The organism is Allosalinactinospora lopnorensis (assembly GCF_000981225.1).
GTDB lineage: Bacteria > Actinomycetota > Actinomycetes > Streptosporangiales > Streptosporangiaceae > Allosalinactinospora > Allosalinactinospora lopnorensis.
Window position 1 is genome coordinate 1 of the sequence record NZ_LAJC01000063.1, and the last position, 15,197, is coordinate 15,197.

13 protein-coding genes, 1 tRNA gene and 1 other RNA gene are annotated in these 15,197 nt (G+C 69.4%); 11 read left to right on the forward strand and 4 right to left on the reverse strand.

The features are described 5' to 3' along the window. Positions 1 to 139: 139 nt before the first annotated feature. Both VS93_RS20005 and VS93_RS20010 read right to left on the reverse strand, forming a co-directional pair. The gene (locus VS93_RS20005) at positions 140 to 643 is read right to left on the reverse strand and encodes a hypothetical protein (protein WP_046471438.1); all 504 of its coding nucleotides are present in this window, start codon (positions 641 to 643) and stop codon (positions 140 to 142) included. A 1,097-nt stretch (positions 644 to 1,740) separates the two neighbouring features. Then, a tRNA-Ser gene (locus tag VS93_RS20010) sits at positions 1,741 to 1,825 on the reverse strand. A 139-nt stretch (positions 1,826 to 1,964) separates the two neighbouring features. On the opposite strand from VS93_RS20010, the gene ffs reads away from it, so the two are divergent. The 11 genes from ffs (at position 1,965) to VS93_RS20055 (ending at position 12,618) form a co-directional block, all read left to right on the forward strand. Then, positions 1,965 to 2,060, forward strand: an RNA gene (gene ffs, locus VS93_RS28450) — signal recognition particle sRNA small type. 166 nt (positions 2,061 to 2,226) lie between these two features. Next, the gene (locus VS93_RS20015) at positions 2,227 to 4,275 is read left to right on the forward strand and encodes a DNA polymerase III subunit gamma and tau (protein WP_046471439.1); all 2,049 of its coding nucleotides are present in this window, start codon (positions 2,227 to 2,229) and stop codon (positions 4,273 to 4,275) included. Positions 4,276 to 4,483: 208 nt separating this feature from the next. Beyond that, positions 4,484 to 4,930 carry a YciI family protein gene (locus VS93_RS20020; protein WP_046471440.1) on the forward strand — a complete coding sequence of 149 codons (447 nt, stop codon included), beginning with the start codon at positions 4,484 to 4,486 and terminating at the stop codon, positions 4,928 to 4,930. A 138-nt stretch (positions 4,931 to 5,068) separates the two neighbouring features. After that, a complete protein-coding gene (locus VS93_RS20025) occupies positions 5,069 to 6,337 on the forward strand; it encodes an RNA polymerase sigma factor (RefSeq protein WP_046471441.1) in 1,269 nt (422 codons plus the stop codon). Between the two features lie 452 nt (positions 6,338 to 6,789). Continuing rightward, entirely contained in the window at positions 6,790 to 7,506 is a 717-nt protein-coding gene (locus VS93_RS20030) for a hypothetical protein (protein ID WP_046471442.1), read from the forward strand. A gap of 415 nt (positions 7,507 to 7,921) precedes the next feature. Continuing rightward, positions 7,922 to 8,479: an NUDIX hydrolase gene (locus tag VS93_RS20035; protein WP_162231697.1), complete on the forward strand. Its 558-nt coding sequence runs from the start codon at positions 7,922 to 7,924 to the stop codon at positions 8,477 to 8,479. A gap of 83 nt (positions 8,480 to 8,562) precedes the next feature. Then, positions 8,563 to 8,967, forward strand: a complete 405-nt coding sequence (locus VS93_RS30585; RefSeq protein ID WP_201776697.1) for a hypothetical protein — start codon at positions 8,563 to 8,565, stop codon at positions 8,965 to 8,967. Between the two features lie 56 nt (positions 8,968 to 9,023). Then, entirely contained in the window at positions 9,024 to 9,404 is a 381-nt protein-coding gene (locus VS93_RS30590) for a helix-turn-helix domain-containing protein (protein ID WP_201776698.1), read from the forward strand. 4 nt (positions 9,405 to 9,408) lie between these two features. After that, on the forward strand, positions 9,409 to 9,840 hold the full coding sequence (locus VS93_RS20045) for a VOC family protein (RefSeq protein WP_046471444.1): 432 nt from the start codon (positions 9,409 to 9,411) through the stop codon (positions 9,838 to 9,840). A gap of 220 nt (positions 9,841 to 10,060) precedes the next feature. Continuing rightward, on the forward strand, positions 10,061 to 11,860 hold the full coding sequence (locus tag VS93_RS20050) for a S9 family peptidase (RefSeq protein ID WP_046471445.1): 1,800 nt from the start codon (positions 10,061 to 10,063) through the stop codon (positions 11,858 to 11,860). Between the two features lie 2 nt (positions 11,861 to 11,862). After that, positions 11,863 to 12,618, forward strand: a complete 756-nt coding sequence (locus VS93_RS20055; RefSeq protein WP_046471446.1) for a GntR family transcriptional regulator — start codon at positions 11,863 to 11,865, stop codon at positions 12,616 to 12,618. Positions 12,619 to 12,663: 45 nt separating this feature from the next. Here VS93_RS20055 and VS93_RS20060 read toward each other — a convergent pair whose 3' ends face one another. Further along, positions 12,664 to 13,725 carry an aspartate-semialdehyde dehydrogenase gene (locus VS93_RS20060; RefSeq protein WP_046471447.1) on the reverse strand — a complete coding sequence of 354 codons (1,062 nt, stop codon included), beginning with the start codon at positions 13,723 to 13,725 and terminating at the stop codon, positions 12,664 to 12,666. Next, a complete protein-coding gene (locus tag VS93_RS20065; RefSeq protein ID WP_046471448.1) occupies positions 13,722 to 14,993 on the reverse strand; it encodes an aspartate kinase in 1,272 nt (423 codons plus the stop codon). Before VS93_RS20065 ends, VS93_RS20060 begins: the two co-directional genes overlap by 4 nt. Positions 14,994 to 15,197 lie beyond the last annotated feature (204 nt).

Genomic DNA, 15,197 nt, shown 5'->3' on the forward strand with positions numbered 1-15,197 from the left:
GACTCGGGGCAAGAGCGGTTCAATCCGCGCCCACAGCTCACCACCAACATCCCACGGCTTGGGTCGAGCCACCCCGAACCTCCCGATCACCGACTCCGCGATGATCCAACCACACCCAAGATCATTTCGTTAGAAGTTCTTAGCCTTCGGCGTTCTTGCACGGTCTGATCATCGTGCGTATGACCGAGTCGCCGGTCGTCTCATCGATGCGGTTCCCGTCGGCGTCCTCGACCCAGGCGCCTGTCTTGACACTTATCGCAGGCACGAGGTGGAGCACTCGGCAGGGGAGACCCTGACCGGTTGGAGTCTCGACCAACGTCGAGCTCTGGCCGGGGGCGACGTCCTGGCAATTCGGTTCTTCCTGCCCGAACTCCTGAGAGTGGTGGTGGAAATCCAGAAAGCCGTGGGGCGCTCCCGCCCAGCCGCTCCCGGTCAGCTCGACGCACATCTTGGTGTACCGGTCGCTGCTGTTGTCGATGTCGAACGTGGCCCTCGCCTTGATCAGATACATGTCGGCCTCGGGATCGTTCTTCGTCACGGGTTTGTGCGCGGTGATCCGGACATCGTCGTTCGGTGCGGCGTGGGCGACTCCGCCGGCCGGCAATCCGCCGATCACCGCGGATGCGGCGGTGACGAGTACCATCGCGCGCCTGGCGTGTCTACGAGCATCTCCTGCCGTCCTGTTTTTGCTTGCCACCCCTGTTTCCTTCCGTTGGTTGGTACGTCTCCGCAATCAGTTCCCGTGGGCTTTCCCCCGCCGGTATCCCCGGCTCGTTCATTCTCGGGATGGCAGAGTGCGTCCCCAGTTCACAGCGCCATGACGAACCGGTGGAACCCCGCACACAAGCAACGGAGCCCCGATAGAAGCACAGGGACCACCACATCTCCGGCTGCCATGAAGGACTCCGTTGCGCGGCCGATCTGCCATTCCTATCCTCGCGATCGCCGATGGCGACCGCGATCTTTCAGCCCACACTCACTCCCGCGAACGAGGCGTCGGCGGAGTGCGTCGGCATTCCCTTTCGTGAGTTGGCCCCAGCGACGTTATCGACAACAACCCTAAAACACCCTTAAGAGAAAAAGTGATTACCTTAAGAAAACGCCCTATGGGTGAGGGGTGTCCCATGACCACTGAAAACATCGGGATCGTGCGTACAAGGTCACCGGGTGGGATGACTCATCCGAGGGTGAATTCTTGGGGCTTCCCGGTTTGTGTGTCGGAAGTGCGGGTCGGGGTGGCGGTGTGAGGCGCTCGGTCCTCTGAAAGCGGATTTGGCGATTGTCTGCGCGGTTGGATAAAATATACGGAGAACTCGGAAACCGAGGGTTCTTGTTCTGGGAATGTACTTTCGTGAAGAATCGTTTGGTTTCGAACATCGCGCGAGTCGGCGCTGTTCTCGCGGCGGCGGTCGCCGCGAGCGGCGCGACTGTGCGGACAGCCTCCGCGTCGAGGCCGGCGGTGCACACGCGATGGCGTAGCGGGAAGTGCCTTCCCTCTCCCCCGGACGTTCCGCGCCGCGGAAACCGCGACCATCGTGCTGGTCACCGCCGGCCTGGCCGTTACGGCGCCATGACGAACCGGCCACGGAGCCGACCGCGTTGGGTGGTTCGATCTGGGAGGCTCCCCGGAAGGGAGAACGGTCCGTAAACGGCCGGTTGGGGCCAGAACCGGGGCCGGACACGGCAAAGGCCCCGGCCGCGCACCCGGCCGGGGCCTGTGTTCTGCCTGATCAAGGCGAGCGGAGGATGCGGGATTCGAACCCGCGAGGGGTTGCCCCCAACACGCTTTCCAAGCGTGCGCCCTAGGCCACTAGGCGAATCCTCCGCAGCCCACTTTACATGCCTGTCGGGGTGCTTCGAACGGAGTGTCCAGGTGGCCGCGTCGATCGCCCGCAATCGGCCGGGTCGTCCACCATCCGGACCGTCGTGTACTCGTACCCCTCTGATGTTCGGTAGTATCGGAGGCAGACCCCTCGTGCGGCGTCACCTTATGAACCTCCCCAGGGCCGGAAGGCAGCAAGGATAAGTAAGCTCTGGCGGGTGCGCGGGGGGTCCTTTCTCTTCAGCGGGATGTGAGGCTGTCCGCCCCGTAGCCGCTGGTTCGGCAAACCCGGCGTGGGTCGTCACTGGTGCAGGGTTCAATGGTGGCGTGGACGCGGCCAAGAGCCTGTTGGGGTGTAGGGATGGCCGCCCGTACCGGTCCGCGAAGGGAGCCGTGAGCACGCCGTGAGCATCGCGCTGTACCGCAAGTACCGGCCGGCGACGTTCGGCGAGGTGCGCGGCCAGGAGCATGTCACCGAACCGCTGCGCCAGGCGCTGCGCAACGGCCGGATCAACCACGCCTACCTGTTCAGCGGCCCCCGCGGCTGCGGGAAGACCACGAGCGCCCGCATCCTGGCCCGTTCCCTCAACTGCGACCAGGGGCCCACCGCCGACCCCTGCGGGGAGTGCGATTCCTGTGTCGCGCTCGCTCCCGACGGCGCGGGCAGCATCGATGTCATCGAAATCGACGCCGCCTCGCACGGTGGCGTGGACGACGCCCGCGACCTGCGCGAGCGAGCGTTCTTCGCGCCGGTGAACTCGCGGTACAAGGTGTACATCATCGACGAGGCGCACATGGTGACCCGCGAGGGGTTCAACGCGCTGTTGAAGCTCGTCGAGGAGCCGCCGCCGCACCTGAAGTTCGTCTTCGCCACGACCGAACCCGAGAAGGTCATCGGCACGATCCGGTCGCGCACCCACCACTACCCGTTCCGGCTCATCCCGCCCCGCACCCTGCGCGAACTCCTGGAGGAGGTCCTCACAGAGGAGAACGTGCCGTTCGATCCGGCGGCGCTGCCGCTCGTGGTGCGCGCGGGCGCGGGCTCGGCGCGCGACTCGCTGTCGATCCTGGACCAGTTGCTCGCGGGCTCCGGCGAGGACGGCATCACGCGCGAGGGCGCGGTGGCGCTGCTCGGATACACCGACTCCTCGCTGCTCACAGAGATGGTCGACGCCTTGGGCGCGCGCGACGGCGCCGCGGTGTTCGGCCTGATCGACCGGGTGATGGAAGGCGGGCACGATCCGCGCCGCTTCCTCGCCGACCTGCTGGAGCGCACCCGTGACCTGGTCGTGCTCTCCGCTGTTCCCGACGCCCTGGACAAGGGCCTGATCAACGTCTCGCCCGACGCCGTCGAGAAGATGACCGAGCAGGCCACCCGGCTGGGATCGGGCGAGCTCACCCGGACCGCGGAGATCCTCAACCGGGGGCTGACCGAGATGCGCGGGGCCACGTCGCCGCGCCTGCTGCTGGAACTGATGTGCGCGCGCGTGCTGCTTCCGGCCGCCGACGCGGGCGACGGCAGCGCCGTACTGGCCCGGCTCGACCGGCTGGAGCACCAGGCCGCCTCCGCTGCGGCGGCTCCGCCCGCACCGTCCGTTCCGGCCGCCCCGGAGACCGTTCGGGCCGCACCCGCCGCTGCCCCGAGGCCGGAACCGGCCGCCCCGGCAGCTCAGGAAACGCGGCCCGAACCGGAGCCCCGGGAAACCCCTGCTCCGGCCGCCCAGCCGGGGGGAGGGGCGGACACCGGTCCGCGCAGAGCCGCTCCCGCGGACGACGGCTGGCCCGACACCGCGGTTCCGGGAGGTGGTACCCGGCCGCCGCAACCGGGACGGTCCCCGGCCGGGCAGGCTCCGAGGCCCGCTGCGCCGGCGGGGGCACCGGAAGGCCAGCCGGCGGAGACCGGGGCCGTGATCAGCGTCGCCGCGCTGCAGAACCAGTGGCCGCAGATCATGGAGGCGGTCAAACGGCGCCGCCGATTCACCTGGATGGTGCTGAGCGGCGGGGACGTGCGCCCGGTCGGGGTCGACGGCACGCTGGTGCAGCTCGGCTTCGAGCGGCCCGGCGACGCCAAGGGTTTTTCCAACAGCGGAAGCGACACGGTGGTAGCGGAGGCGATCGGTCAGGTCTTCGGGGTCGAGGTCCGGGTCGCCGCTGTGCCCGCGAACGAGGCACCACCCGCGCCGCAGCGCCCGGAGTCCGTGGCCCGGCCGTCCCCGGCTCCGTCGCCCGCGCCGCAGCGCCCGGCCGCCGCGGAGAACCCCGCCCCTGAGCCAGAACCGGCGCCGCAGGACCAGGCCCCTCCTCCTCCGGAACCGCCCGAGCCCGAACCGGACATCCCCGACCCGGACAACGACCTAGACGCCGATGACGCCCCGGCGCCGGCGGGTTTCGCGCTGATCGAGACCGAACTGGGCGGCACGGTCATCGAAGAGATCGACCACAACGCGAACTGAGGTGCCGATGGGGCCCGCCGGGCCTCCCATCGGCGCCTCGGCCGGACGAGTCCGCCGCAGGTCGAGCCCGGGCGAAATCTCCAGAAAAAAATCAGTGCGCCGTGTCGATCCGGCCGTCTCCCGTTCGACGGGTGGGTAGAGGTCGGCCAACCCGGTAGGGGCCGGGCGCGAGGCCGCCTCTCGAATCCGAACCGAAAGGAGAACGACGATGCGGTTCATGGTCTTCATGAAAGCCACACCGGAGTCCGAGGCCGGCGTCATGCCGAGCGAGCAGGTCATCGCCGACATGATGAAGTACAACGAGGAGCTGGTGAAAGCCGGGGTGCTGCTCGACGGCGAGGGGCTCCACCCGAGTTCGAAGGGGGCCCGGGTCAAGTTCTCGGGTGGGAGGCCCACCGTGGTCGACGGACCGTTCACCGAGACGAAGGAGCTCGTCGCCGGGTACTGGGTGCTCCAGGTGAAGTCGAAGGAAGAGGCGATCGAGTGGGTCAAGCGCTGCCCGAGTGGACCTGACGAGGAGTTCGAGATCGAGATCCGCCCGGTGTTCGAGGCGGAGGACTTCGGTCAGGAGCTCACGCCCGAGCTCAGGGAGAAGGAGCAGCGCCTGCGCGAGCAGGAGAAGCACCTGCGCGAGCAGGGAGTCGGGCAGCAGTAGCAGTGCCGCCGGTCCCGCGGGGCCGGGTAAGGCCGCCGCTCCACTGGCTCGGCCCGGCCGGGGCGCGGCGGCCGTACCCCGCGCGTCCGGTGTGTCCCGGTCTTGCCGCGCCCGCGCGAAGGTGCTCTTATTGGTGCTGTGACGGCTTCCGATACGCATCGCGCGGTCGAGGCGGTCTGGAGGATCGAGTCCGCCAGACTCATCGCCGGTCTGACCCGGATGGTGCGCGATGTCGGCCTCGCCGAGGAGCTGGCACAGGACGCGCTGGTCACCGCGCTGGAGCAGTGGCCGGAGACGGGGATCCCCGACAAACCGGGCGGGTGGCTCATGGCCACCGCGAAGCGCCGCGCGGTCGACCACTTCCGCCGCCAGGAGCGGTTCGCGCGCAAACTCGAGGAGCTGGGGCGCGAACTCCGGATCCGGCAGGAGGCGGCCGCACCGGACAGCGAAGAGGCACTCGACGATGACATGGGCGACGACCTGCTGCGCCTTGTGTTCATGGCCTGCCATCCGGTGCTGTCCACCGATGCGCGTGTCGCGCTCACGCTCCGCGTGCTCTGCGGTCTGACCACCGAGGAGATCGCGCGTGCGTTCCTGACCTCGGATCGGACCATCGCCCAGCGCATCGTGCGGGCCAAGCGGACCCTCACCAGAGAGCAGGTCGCCTTCGAGGTGCCTCAGGGGCCCGAGCTCGCCGAACGGTTGTCATCGGTGCTCGAAATCATCTACCTGGTGTTCAACGAGGGGTACGCGGCCACGGCCGGTGACGACTGGATGCGTCCCTCGCTCTGCGAGGAGGCGCTGCGCCTTGGCCGCGTCCTGGCCGAACTCGTTCCGAAGGAGCCGGAGGTCCACGGCCTCGTCGCGCTGATGGAGATCCAGGCGTCGCGTTCGAGGGCGCGGACCGGTCCGTCCGGGGAGCCCGTCCTACTCCTCGACCAGAACCGCGCGCTCTGGGACCGACTGCTCATCCGCCGCGGTTTCGCGGCGCTGGCCCGCACCGAGGAGATCGAGGGCGAGCCCGGTCCCTACACGTTGCAGGCGGCGATCGCGGCCTGCCACGCGCGTGCGCGCACCCCGGAGGACACGGACTGGGTGCGCATCACGGAACTCTACGCGGCGCTTGCCCGGCTCGCGCCCTCGCCCGTCGTGGAGCTGAACCGCGCGGTGGCGCTCGCGATGGCCTACGGACCCGAAGTGGGCCTGGAACTGGTCGACGCGCTGACCCTGGAGCCGACGCTCGAGAAGTACCACCTTCTGCCGAGCGTGCGCGGCGACCTCCTCGCCAAGCTCGGTCGCCTCGGCGAGGCCCGTGCGGAGTTCGGGCGCGCGGCGGCGCTCACCCGGAACGGGCGTGAGCGGAAGCTGCTCCTTGGGCGTGCCGAGGCGTGCGGTCCCGGCCGGTAGGGCCGGCCGGGGCGGAAGGCGGGTATCGCCGTCACCGAGGCTTTTCCGTGCGCCCAGCAGAACAGGGGGTGACACCGCGACATAGCGGTGTTCGCTGCTCGCAGGCTTGTCGTCGCCTGCCGGTGAGAATCCGGTCCGGGTAGTTGCCAGGAGGCCCGGTAGCAGACTGGCGGCGTCGGAGGGAAACCTCAAGGCATCTCACCCCACCAAGCGCATTACGCGTAGTGAAACGTTGCTACGCCCTTGGGGGCGGTCCGTAGGTGTCGCATGCCTTCACACCCCGGCCGTGACGCAATGTGCGGTGCACGGCACGCCGGACGCGGCTCAGGGAGTAATCAGGGAGCGATCAGGGCCAGACCCAGGGTGGTCCCGGTGTCGCGGCGGCGTGCCTCCGAGCATCGTGATGTCCATGCCTGGCAATCATGGCATCCATGCGCAGAAGGAGCCCGACCGTGACTAAGCCGCCCCCGACCACAGATGCCTACGTCAGTGACGCCCTGCAGCGGCGGGCGACCTACCTACGCGTGGGTGCCGGCTGTGCCCTGGTCGGCACTCTTGGCTACCTCGTGGCCTTCCTTCTGCACGGCGACCTGCCCGACGAGACCATGGAATCCATGCTGACGCACATCGCGGGTCGGCCTTGGGCGTTGCACCACTTCCTGATCGTCTGCTGCTTCCTGCTGTGGCTGGCCGCGTTGTCAGGCCTGGCGCATTCGTTGACACGGGCCGGGGCGTGGGTGCTGGGGCGATTGGGGCTAGGGGCCGCCCTGCTCGGGATGGCGGTACTGCTGTGGCACTACAACATCGACGGCCCGGCACTGGAGAGCGTTGCCGACGCCTGGATCGATGCGGAGGGCGCGGAGCAGGTGGCCCTACTCGAACGCGGGACGACCCTCGCCCAGGCCACCGACGCGATGTTCCCCTTGTACGTCACGCTCCTGCTCGGGTTGCCATTCGTACTGTTCGGCCTTGCCCTGGTGCTTGACAAGGAGTATCCGAGCTGGCTGGGGTGGTTGGCAGTCGCCGCGGGCGGCCTGGCGTTCACCGTTGGCGCCGGCAACTTCGCCGGCTTCGCGCTCCTGCCCATTGAGCTGTTCGTGCTGACCGTGTTCCTGCTGGACATCTGGATGCTCGCGGTGGCGCGGCTTATGTGGCGCAACGGATCCTGACGGCGCCGGTGGACGTCGAGCAGCCGCCGGGAACGGCATCGACCACGGCGGGCCTCCACGGTATTCGACGAGATCGTTGTGCCCCTCGGGGCCCCGGGTGTCGGCGACTCCCTCCAGTGCCGGTCCGTGCGGAGTTCGGGCGCGCGGCGGCGCTCACCCGGAACGGGCGTGAGCGGAAGCTGCTCCTTGGGCGTGCCGAGGCGTGCGGTCCCGGTTGAGCCTTCCCGGCCGGTAGGGTCGGCCGGGGCGGAATGCGGGTATCACCGCGACTGCCTGTTCCGTCGGTGCGCCCGGGGGCTTGTCGGCACGGTGCCTTGGACGCGAGAGTGGAGGGCGGGCCGCGAGGCTTCGCCGCGCCGACACACTGGAATCGTTGCGACTCAGCGTTCTGAGTATTTCACTGATAGTTATGACCGTGACCCACTCTGAGATCCGAGACGTGCTCTTCCGCTACCTGGAGCACTACCGCTACCCCCCGGAGGCGGATCAACTGATCCGGCTGGTCCGCGCCCTCGACGAAGGGCATGACGTCACCTCGCGCAACGAGTTCCGCATCGGTCATGTGACCGTTGGGGCGGTCGTCATCGACCAGCACCGCCGGGTGCTGATGGTCAAGCACACGGCGCCGGAGGAGTGGCTGCCTCCCGGTGGACACCTGAAGTACGAGGACACGAGCCTCGTCGGTGCCTCCTTGCGCGGGCTCCAGGAGGAGACGGGGATCACCTCGGACCACATCGCCTCCCCGCCGGACGCGGACGCCATCCCGTTCGACATCGACACCCGCCAGATTCCGGCCGACCCGTTCTGGGACGCGCCGGAGCACTGGCACTTCGATTTCCGCTACGCCCACTGGGTCGACGAGACCGAGGTGCGGCCGTTGCTCGACAAGGCGGACGGGTGCGCCTGGTTCTCCGCCGACGCCCTGTCCATGAGCGGACTCCGGGACAAGCTCGGCACCGTCGGCGTCGGCTGAGACCGCCCGCCGCCTGCGAAATCCCGGCCCGGAGCAAAGACGAGGTGCCGGATCTCGCGCACGCTGTGTATGCTGCGAGAACGATGACCGAGCCGGTTTCGGAGTCGATGTGGGCGCGCCCGTGCCGCGCCCTCCGGCCATACGTGGACGGCTACCGCGGCTACCGGATGCAGGGCTTCCCATCCGGCCTGCACCAAGGGCTGCCCAGCCGCCACCTCACGGTGATCCTCAGTCTCGGACCGCCGGTCGACATCGTGCGGATGCCCGACCCAACCCAGTCGCCCGGTTCGCTGACCATGTTCGCAGGCGGGCTCCACACGAGTCCCGCGACCATCGCGCACGACGGCGACCAGGTCGGCATCAGCCTGGCGCTGAGCCCGCTCGGTGCCCGCCGTGTGCTGGGACTGCCGCCGGCGCCCTTGGATCGACTGTTGTCGAGCTGGCCGAGCTGCTGGGGCCGCGGGCCGCGCACCTGCCGGAGCGCCTGACCGAGGCGAGTACCTGGCCCCGAAGGTTCGCGGTACTCGACCAGGTACTGAGCGAGGTGCTGGCGGATGCGCCCGCTGTTGCCCACGAGGTCTCCCGGGCATGGAACCGCCTGGTCGTCACCGAAGGCCGGCTCGCGGTCGACGAACTGGCGCGGGAGGTGGGGTGGAGCCGTCGGCATCTCACCCAGCGGTTCCACGGCGAACTCGGGCTCACCCCCAAGGCGGCCGGCCGGGTGCTGCGCTTCGAGCGGGCGGTGCGCCTGCTGCGGCGGTCTGCGCCGCCCGGGCTCGCCGAGATCGCGCACGCCTGCGGCTACTACGACCAGGCCCACATGAACCGGGAGTGGAGAGCGCTCGCGGGCCGCAGCCCGACCGGGTGGCTGGCCGAGGAGCTCCCGAATATCCAAGACGGGACATCTGTGCCGCGCCAGGCTTAGCGGTATGAGCAGCACGTCTTCATCGAACACGGCACCCGCACCCACTGTCTGGCCGGTACTGGGATACGCCGACGCGCCGGCGCTGATCGAGTTCCTCGCCAAGGCCTTCGGCCTTGAGGAGGTGCTCACCGTCCCGGGCGAGACCGAGGGGGAGATCATGCACGCCGAACTGGCCTGGCCCTGCGGCGGCGGCGTCATGCTGTCGTCATTGAGCGCCGGAAAGGACCACCCCGAGCGGCCGGCCGGGGCGTCGTCCCTCTACGCTGTCACGGACGACCCCGACGGCCTGTTCGCCCGGGCCACCGCCGCGGGCGCGGAGGTGGTGCGGCCGATCCGCGACGAGGACTACGGAAACCGCAGCTTCATCGTCCGCGACCCTGAGGGCAACCTCTGGAGTTTCGGGTACTACCGGGGACAGCCGCGGCCCGCGTCCTGATCCGGAGGGGCGCCTGCCCTCCCGGTGCGGTACCGCCGCGCCGGGAGTCGCAACAGCATCCGCCTGCCGCCTCGCACCGCCTCCCACGCGCGACTTGACTCCCAGGAGACACCTGAATCCCGCCGCGGGTGCATGGACGTGCGTTGCGAGTCCGAGAGTGGCCAAAGCGACTCGTCGATTCGGCGCCATTCACCGAATCTCCGCTGCTTTACTAGGGCTCATGGGTGAGCGTTGGCAGGATCGCTTCCGTGCGGGAAGGGTCAGCCTTCCCAGGTGGGCCCGCGAGGCCCCTGACCACTCGTTGTTCCGCGGTAATGCCAGCGGTACCTGGGAGATCTACGCCTGGGACCGCGCGACCGGCGAGCAGCGGCAGGTGACCAAACGCCATCACGGCACGATGGACGGCACCCTCGACCCGAGCGGGGCGTGGATCTGGTGGTTCGACGACACCGACGGCGACGAGTTCGGTGTCTGGCGCCGCCAGCCCTTTACCGGAGGCCCCGATGAGGTGGCCGTGCCCGGGCTGGACCCCTCCTACGCCGGCGGGCTCGCCCTCGGCGCGTCCGGGCTGGCGCTGGTCGGCCGCTCCACCGACGACGGGTTCAGCGTGCACCTCAGCCGGCCGGGCGCCCAGCCGCGGACCCTGTACGCGCACCACCAGGAAGGAGTGCTCGCCGACCTCTCGCGCGACGAGTCGCTGTTCGCGATCGGCCACAGCGAACACGGCGACAGCCGGCACATGGCGGTGCGCGTACTGCGCATCGGCGCGGACAGCGGGGACATCGACGAGGCGGTGGCCGACCTGTGGGACGGCCCTGGCCGCGGCCTCACCCCCATCGGATTCGCCCCGTATGACCACCGGCTGCTCGTGCTGCACGAGCGCCGCGGTCGGCCGGAGCCGCTCATCTGGGACGCGGTGGCCGGAACCGAGCACGACATCCGGCTCGACCTGCCCGGCGAGCTCTTCGCCGACTGGACGCCCGACGGACGATTCCTGCTGGTCTCCCAGGATCACCAGGCCCGTTCCCAGCTCTACCTCTACGACCTGCGAACCGCCGAACTCACCTGCCTGGACACCCCGTGCGGCCTGGTCTCCGCCGCCGCGGCCCGCCCCGATGGCACGGTCGAGTACTCCTGGTCGAGTTCGCAGTTCCCACCGGCCGTCCGGGACACCAGCGGTGCGGTCGTGCTCACCCCGCCCGGAACGGTGGCCCCGGACTCGGTGCCGGTGCGCGACGCCTTCGTGGAGGGGCCCGGAGGAACGATCCACGCGCTCGTCTCCACACCCGAGGACACCGAGGCGCCTTTTCCCGCGGTCTTCATCGCGCACGGGGGCCCGCAGGCGCAGGACTTCGACTCCTTCGCGCCCGACGTCGGCGCGTGGGTCGAGCACGGATTCGCCGTTGTCCGGGTGAACTACCGGGGATCGACGGGCTACGGCAGCGCGTGGCGCGACGCCCTCGAAGGGAGGGTGGGCCTGACCGAGCTGGAGGACATCAAGGCGGTGCGCGACTGGGCGGTGGACTCCGGGCTGATCGATCCCGACCGGCTGATCCTCGAGGGCGGGTCGTGGGGCGGCTATCTCGCACTGCTGGGCCTCGGCGTCTATCCCGACGACTGGTGCGCCGGTATCGCGGCCGTCCCGATCGCCGACTACGTCGCCGCCTACGAGGACGAAATGGAGGCGCTGCGCGCCTTCGACCGGTCGATGTTCGGCGGCTCGCCCACTGAGGTGCCCGAGCTCTACCGGCGCTCCTCGCCCATCAGCTACGCGGAACGGGTGACCGCCCCCGTGCTCATTCTCGCCGGTCAGAACGATCCCCGTTGCCCCATCCGGCAGATCGACAACTACGTCGACCGCCTCACCGGGCTCGGCGGGACCTGCGAGGTCTACCGGTTCGACGCCGGACACGGGTCGTTCGTGGTCGAGGAGCGGATCCGGCACATGGCGGCGGAACTGGAGTTCGCGCTGAGACACACGGGTGCGCGCACGGAGGGAACGACTCCAGGGGCGACGTAGCCATGGGCGGGCAGCCTCGCTACCTCTGGGTGGCCGACCAGTTGCGCGGCCCGATTCTCAGCGGGGACATCGTTCCGGGCTCCCGGCTGCCCTCGCGGTCCCGGCTAGCCCGGATATACGGGGTCAGCGAACAGGTGTCGCGGCACGCGCTGCGCCTCCTCGTCACCGAGGGACTGGTGGAGGCCCGCACCGGATCCGGCTACTACGTGCGCTCGGTGCCGGAGTTCTACAGCTTCTCCCGTACCGACCGCTCCTCGGGGGCCGGTGTCGCCCCGCTGTCCCGCGAAGACCTCGGAACCGTCAGGGAGAGCGCGGCCAACACGATCGCGCGGCGGCTGACGATCCGCGACGGTGACCCGCTGTACCGCACGCGCTGCCTGGGAACCGCCGACGGGGTCCCGGTCGCGCTGCACACCTCCTGGGAACCGGCGGCCCTCACCCAGGGCACCCTCCGCACACCCGAGCACACCGACCCCGGGACCGGCGTCCTCGACCGGCTCGGCGCGACCGGGGTGATCGTCGACCGGGTCGTCGAGGAGGTCGAGGTGCGGCCGCTGCGGGAGCCGGAGGCGACCCTGCTCGAACTCGCCCCCGGGCTTCCGGTACTGGTGGTGGAACGGACGCACTACAACGGGCAGCGTCCCGTGGAGACCTCGGACCTCGTGGGGTCGGTCGACCACTGTCGGCTGCTCTACCGGCTGAGTGTCGCCCGCCCGGTGACGAGGGGACCGGCCCAGAGGCGCCGGCCGCGCGGCTGAACGGCGGCGGGGCGCCCGCCGGGCACCCCGCCGCGGCTCGCGTGCTCAGCCCTGGATGAACTCCCGGGCGACGACCTCGGCGATCTGGGCGGTGTTCAGCGCCGCGCCCTTGCGCAGGTTGTCGCCGCACATGAACAGGTCGAGCGACTTCGGGTCGTCGACCGAGCGGCGGACGCGTCCCACCCACGTGGGGTCGGTGCCGACCACGTCGGAGGGGGTGGGGAACTCGGCCTTAGCCGGGTCGTCCTGGACGATCACGCCCGGTGCCGAGGACAGCACCTTGCGGGCGTCCGCGGCGTCGACCTCCGTACCGAAGGTGGCGTGCACCGCGAGCGCGTGCGTGGTGATCACCGGAACGCGCACGCAGGTCGCCGACACCCGCAGGTCCGGGTTTCCCAGGATCTTGCGGGACTCGTTGCGGACCTTCAGCTCCTCGGAGGAGTAGCCGTCCTCCTTCAGGGAGCCGGCCCACGGCACGACGTTCAGCGCGAGCGGCGCCGGGAACGGGCCGAGCTCACCGGCAACGGCGCGCACGTCACCGGCGCGGGTGCCCAGCGTGCAGTCGGAGGCGACCTTCTCCATCTGGTCGCGCAGGACGTCGATGCCCTCCTGGCCGGCGCCCGAGGCCGCCTGGTAGGAGGCGACGAACAGCTCGGTCAGGCCGTAGGCGCGGTGCAGCGCCCCCATGGCGACGATCATCGACAGCGTGGTGCAGTTGGGGTTGCTGATGATGCCGCGCGGGCGGTTGCGCACCTGGTCGGCGTTCACCTCGGGCACCACGAGCGGGACGTCGGGGTCCATCCGGAACGCGCCGGAGTTGTCCACGGCCACCGCGCCGCGTTCGGCGGCGATCGGCGCCCATTCCTTGGAGACCTCGTCGGGCACGTCGAACATCGCGACGTCCACCCCGTCGAAGACCTCCGGGGCCAGCGCCTGGACCTCGACCTCCTCGCCGCGGACGGTGAGGCGCTTGCCGGCGGAGCGCGGCGACGCCACGAGCCGGATCTCGCCCCACACGTTCTCGCGGGTGGAGAGGATGTCGAGCATGACGCTGCCCACGGCGCCGGTGGCACCGACGATGGCCAGGGTGGGAAGACGGGAACTCATCGGCCGGTACCTCCGTAGACGACGGCTTCGACCTGGTCGGCGTCGAGCTGGAACGCGGAATGCGCCGCTGCGACCGCGGCGTCGACCTGGTCCTGTTCCACGATCACCGAGATGCGGATCTCCGAGGTGGAGATCATCTCGATGTTGGTGCCGGAACCGGCGATGGCGTCGAAGAACCGGGCGGTGACGCCGGGGTAGGAACGCATTCCCGCGCCCACCAGCGAGACCTTGCCGATCTGGTCGTCGTAGCGCAGCGACTCGAAGCCGACCTTCTCCTGGACTCTCTTCAGCGCGGCCAGCGCCTGCTGACCGAAGTCGGAGGGCACCGTGAACGAGATGTCGGTGCGCGCGGTGGAGGCCGCCGACACGTTCTGCACGATCATGTCGATGTTGATCTCGGCGTCGGCCAGCACCTTGAAGAGCGTCGCGGCCTCGCCGACCTGGTCGGGGACACCCACGACCGTGATCTTGGCCTCGCTCCGGTCGTGTGCGACACCGGAGATGATCGGTTGTTCCATACCTTCGGTTTCCTCAACTTGTGCGACGACCCACGTACCGGGCTTCTGACTGAACGACGAGCGGACGTGCAGCGGGATGTTGTACCGCCGCGCGTACTCCACGCACCGCAGGTGCAGGATCTTGGTGCCGCACGCGGCCAGTTCCAGCATTTCCTCGTAGGTGATATGCGGGATCCGGCGGGCGCTCGGCACGATCCGCGGGTCGGCGGTGAAGACGCCGTCGACGTCGCTGTAGATCTCGCACGCGTCGGCGTCCAGCGCCGCGGCCAGTGCGACGGCCGTGGTGTCGGAGCCGCCGCGGCCCAGAGTCGTGATGTCCTTGCTGTCTTGGGAGACGCCCTGGAATCCGGCGACGATGCAGATCGATCCCTCGTCGAGGGCCTCCTGGATGCGGCCCGGTGTGACGTCGATGATCTTGGCGTTGCCGTGCAGGGACGTCGTGATCACGCCGGCCTGCGAGCCGGTGAATGAGCGGGCCTCGTAGCCGAGGTTCCCGATGGCCATGGCGACCAGGGCCATGGAGATGCGCTCGCCGGCGGTCACCAGCATGTCCATCTCGCGGCCCGGGGGCAGCGGCGAGACCTGCTCGGCGAGATCGAAGAGTTCATCGGTCGTGTCGCCCATGGCCGAGACCACGACGACAACGTCATATCCCGCTTTTTTCTGAGCGACGATCCGCTGGGCTACCCGCTTGATGGCTTCCGCGTCGGCCACGGAAGACCCACCGTACTTCTGCACGATTAGGGCCACGGTCGGTGCTCCTGAGGAGTTGGAATCAAGGTAATCAACAATGAAGTGTAGCTACAGGGGTCGGCGGTGCCCCCTCCCAACTGCGGGAAGGGCGCCGGCGCATCGGCATACCCGTTTCGGGGACGAATACGCGTGTCCAGCGTCACGTCACACTCCGTGCCCGGGCGTATTCGCCCGCCGGGAGCGGCCCGAGGGTGCGGAGTG

Bases quoted from the DNA above. Each gene is read 5' to 3' on its own strand.
- VS93_RS20050 (WP_046471445.1), top strand. From the start codon at position 10,061: ATGGGTGAGCGTTGGCAGGATCGCTTCCGTGCGGGAAGGGTCAGCCTT.
- VS93_RS20060 (WP_046471447.1), bottom strand. From the start codon at position 13,725: ATGAGTTCCCGTCTTCCCACCCTGGCCATCGTCGGTGCCACCGGCGCC.
- VS93_RS20055 (WP_046471446.1), top strand. From the start codon at position 11,863: ATGGGCGGGCAGCCTCGCTACCTCTGGGTGGCCGACCAGTTGCGCGGC.
- VS93_RS20005 (WP_046471438.1), bottom strand. From the start codon at position 643: ATGGTACTCGTCACCGCCGCATCCGCGGTGATCGGCGGATTGCCGGCC.
- VS93_RS20045 (WP_046471444.1), top strand. From the start codon at position 9,409: ATGAGCAGCACGTCTTCATCGAACACGGCACCCGCACCCACTGTCTGG.
- VS93_RS20020 (WP_046471440.1), top strand. From the start codon at position 4,484: ATGCGGTTCATGGTCTTCATGAAAGCCACACCGGAGTCCGAGGCCGGC.
- VS93_RS30585 (WP_201776697.1), top strand. From the start codon at position 8,563: ATGACCGAGCCGGTTTCGGAGTCGATGTGGGCGCGCCCGTGCCGCGCC.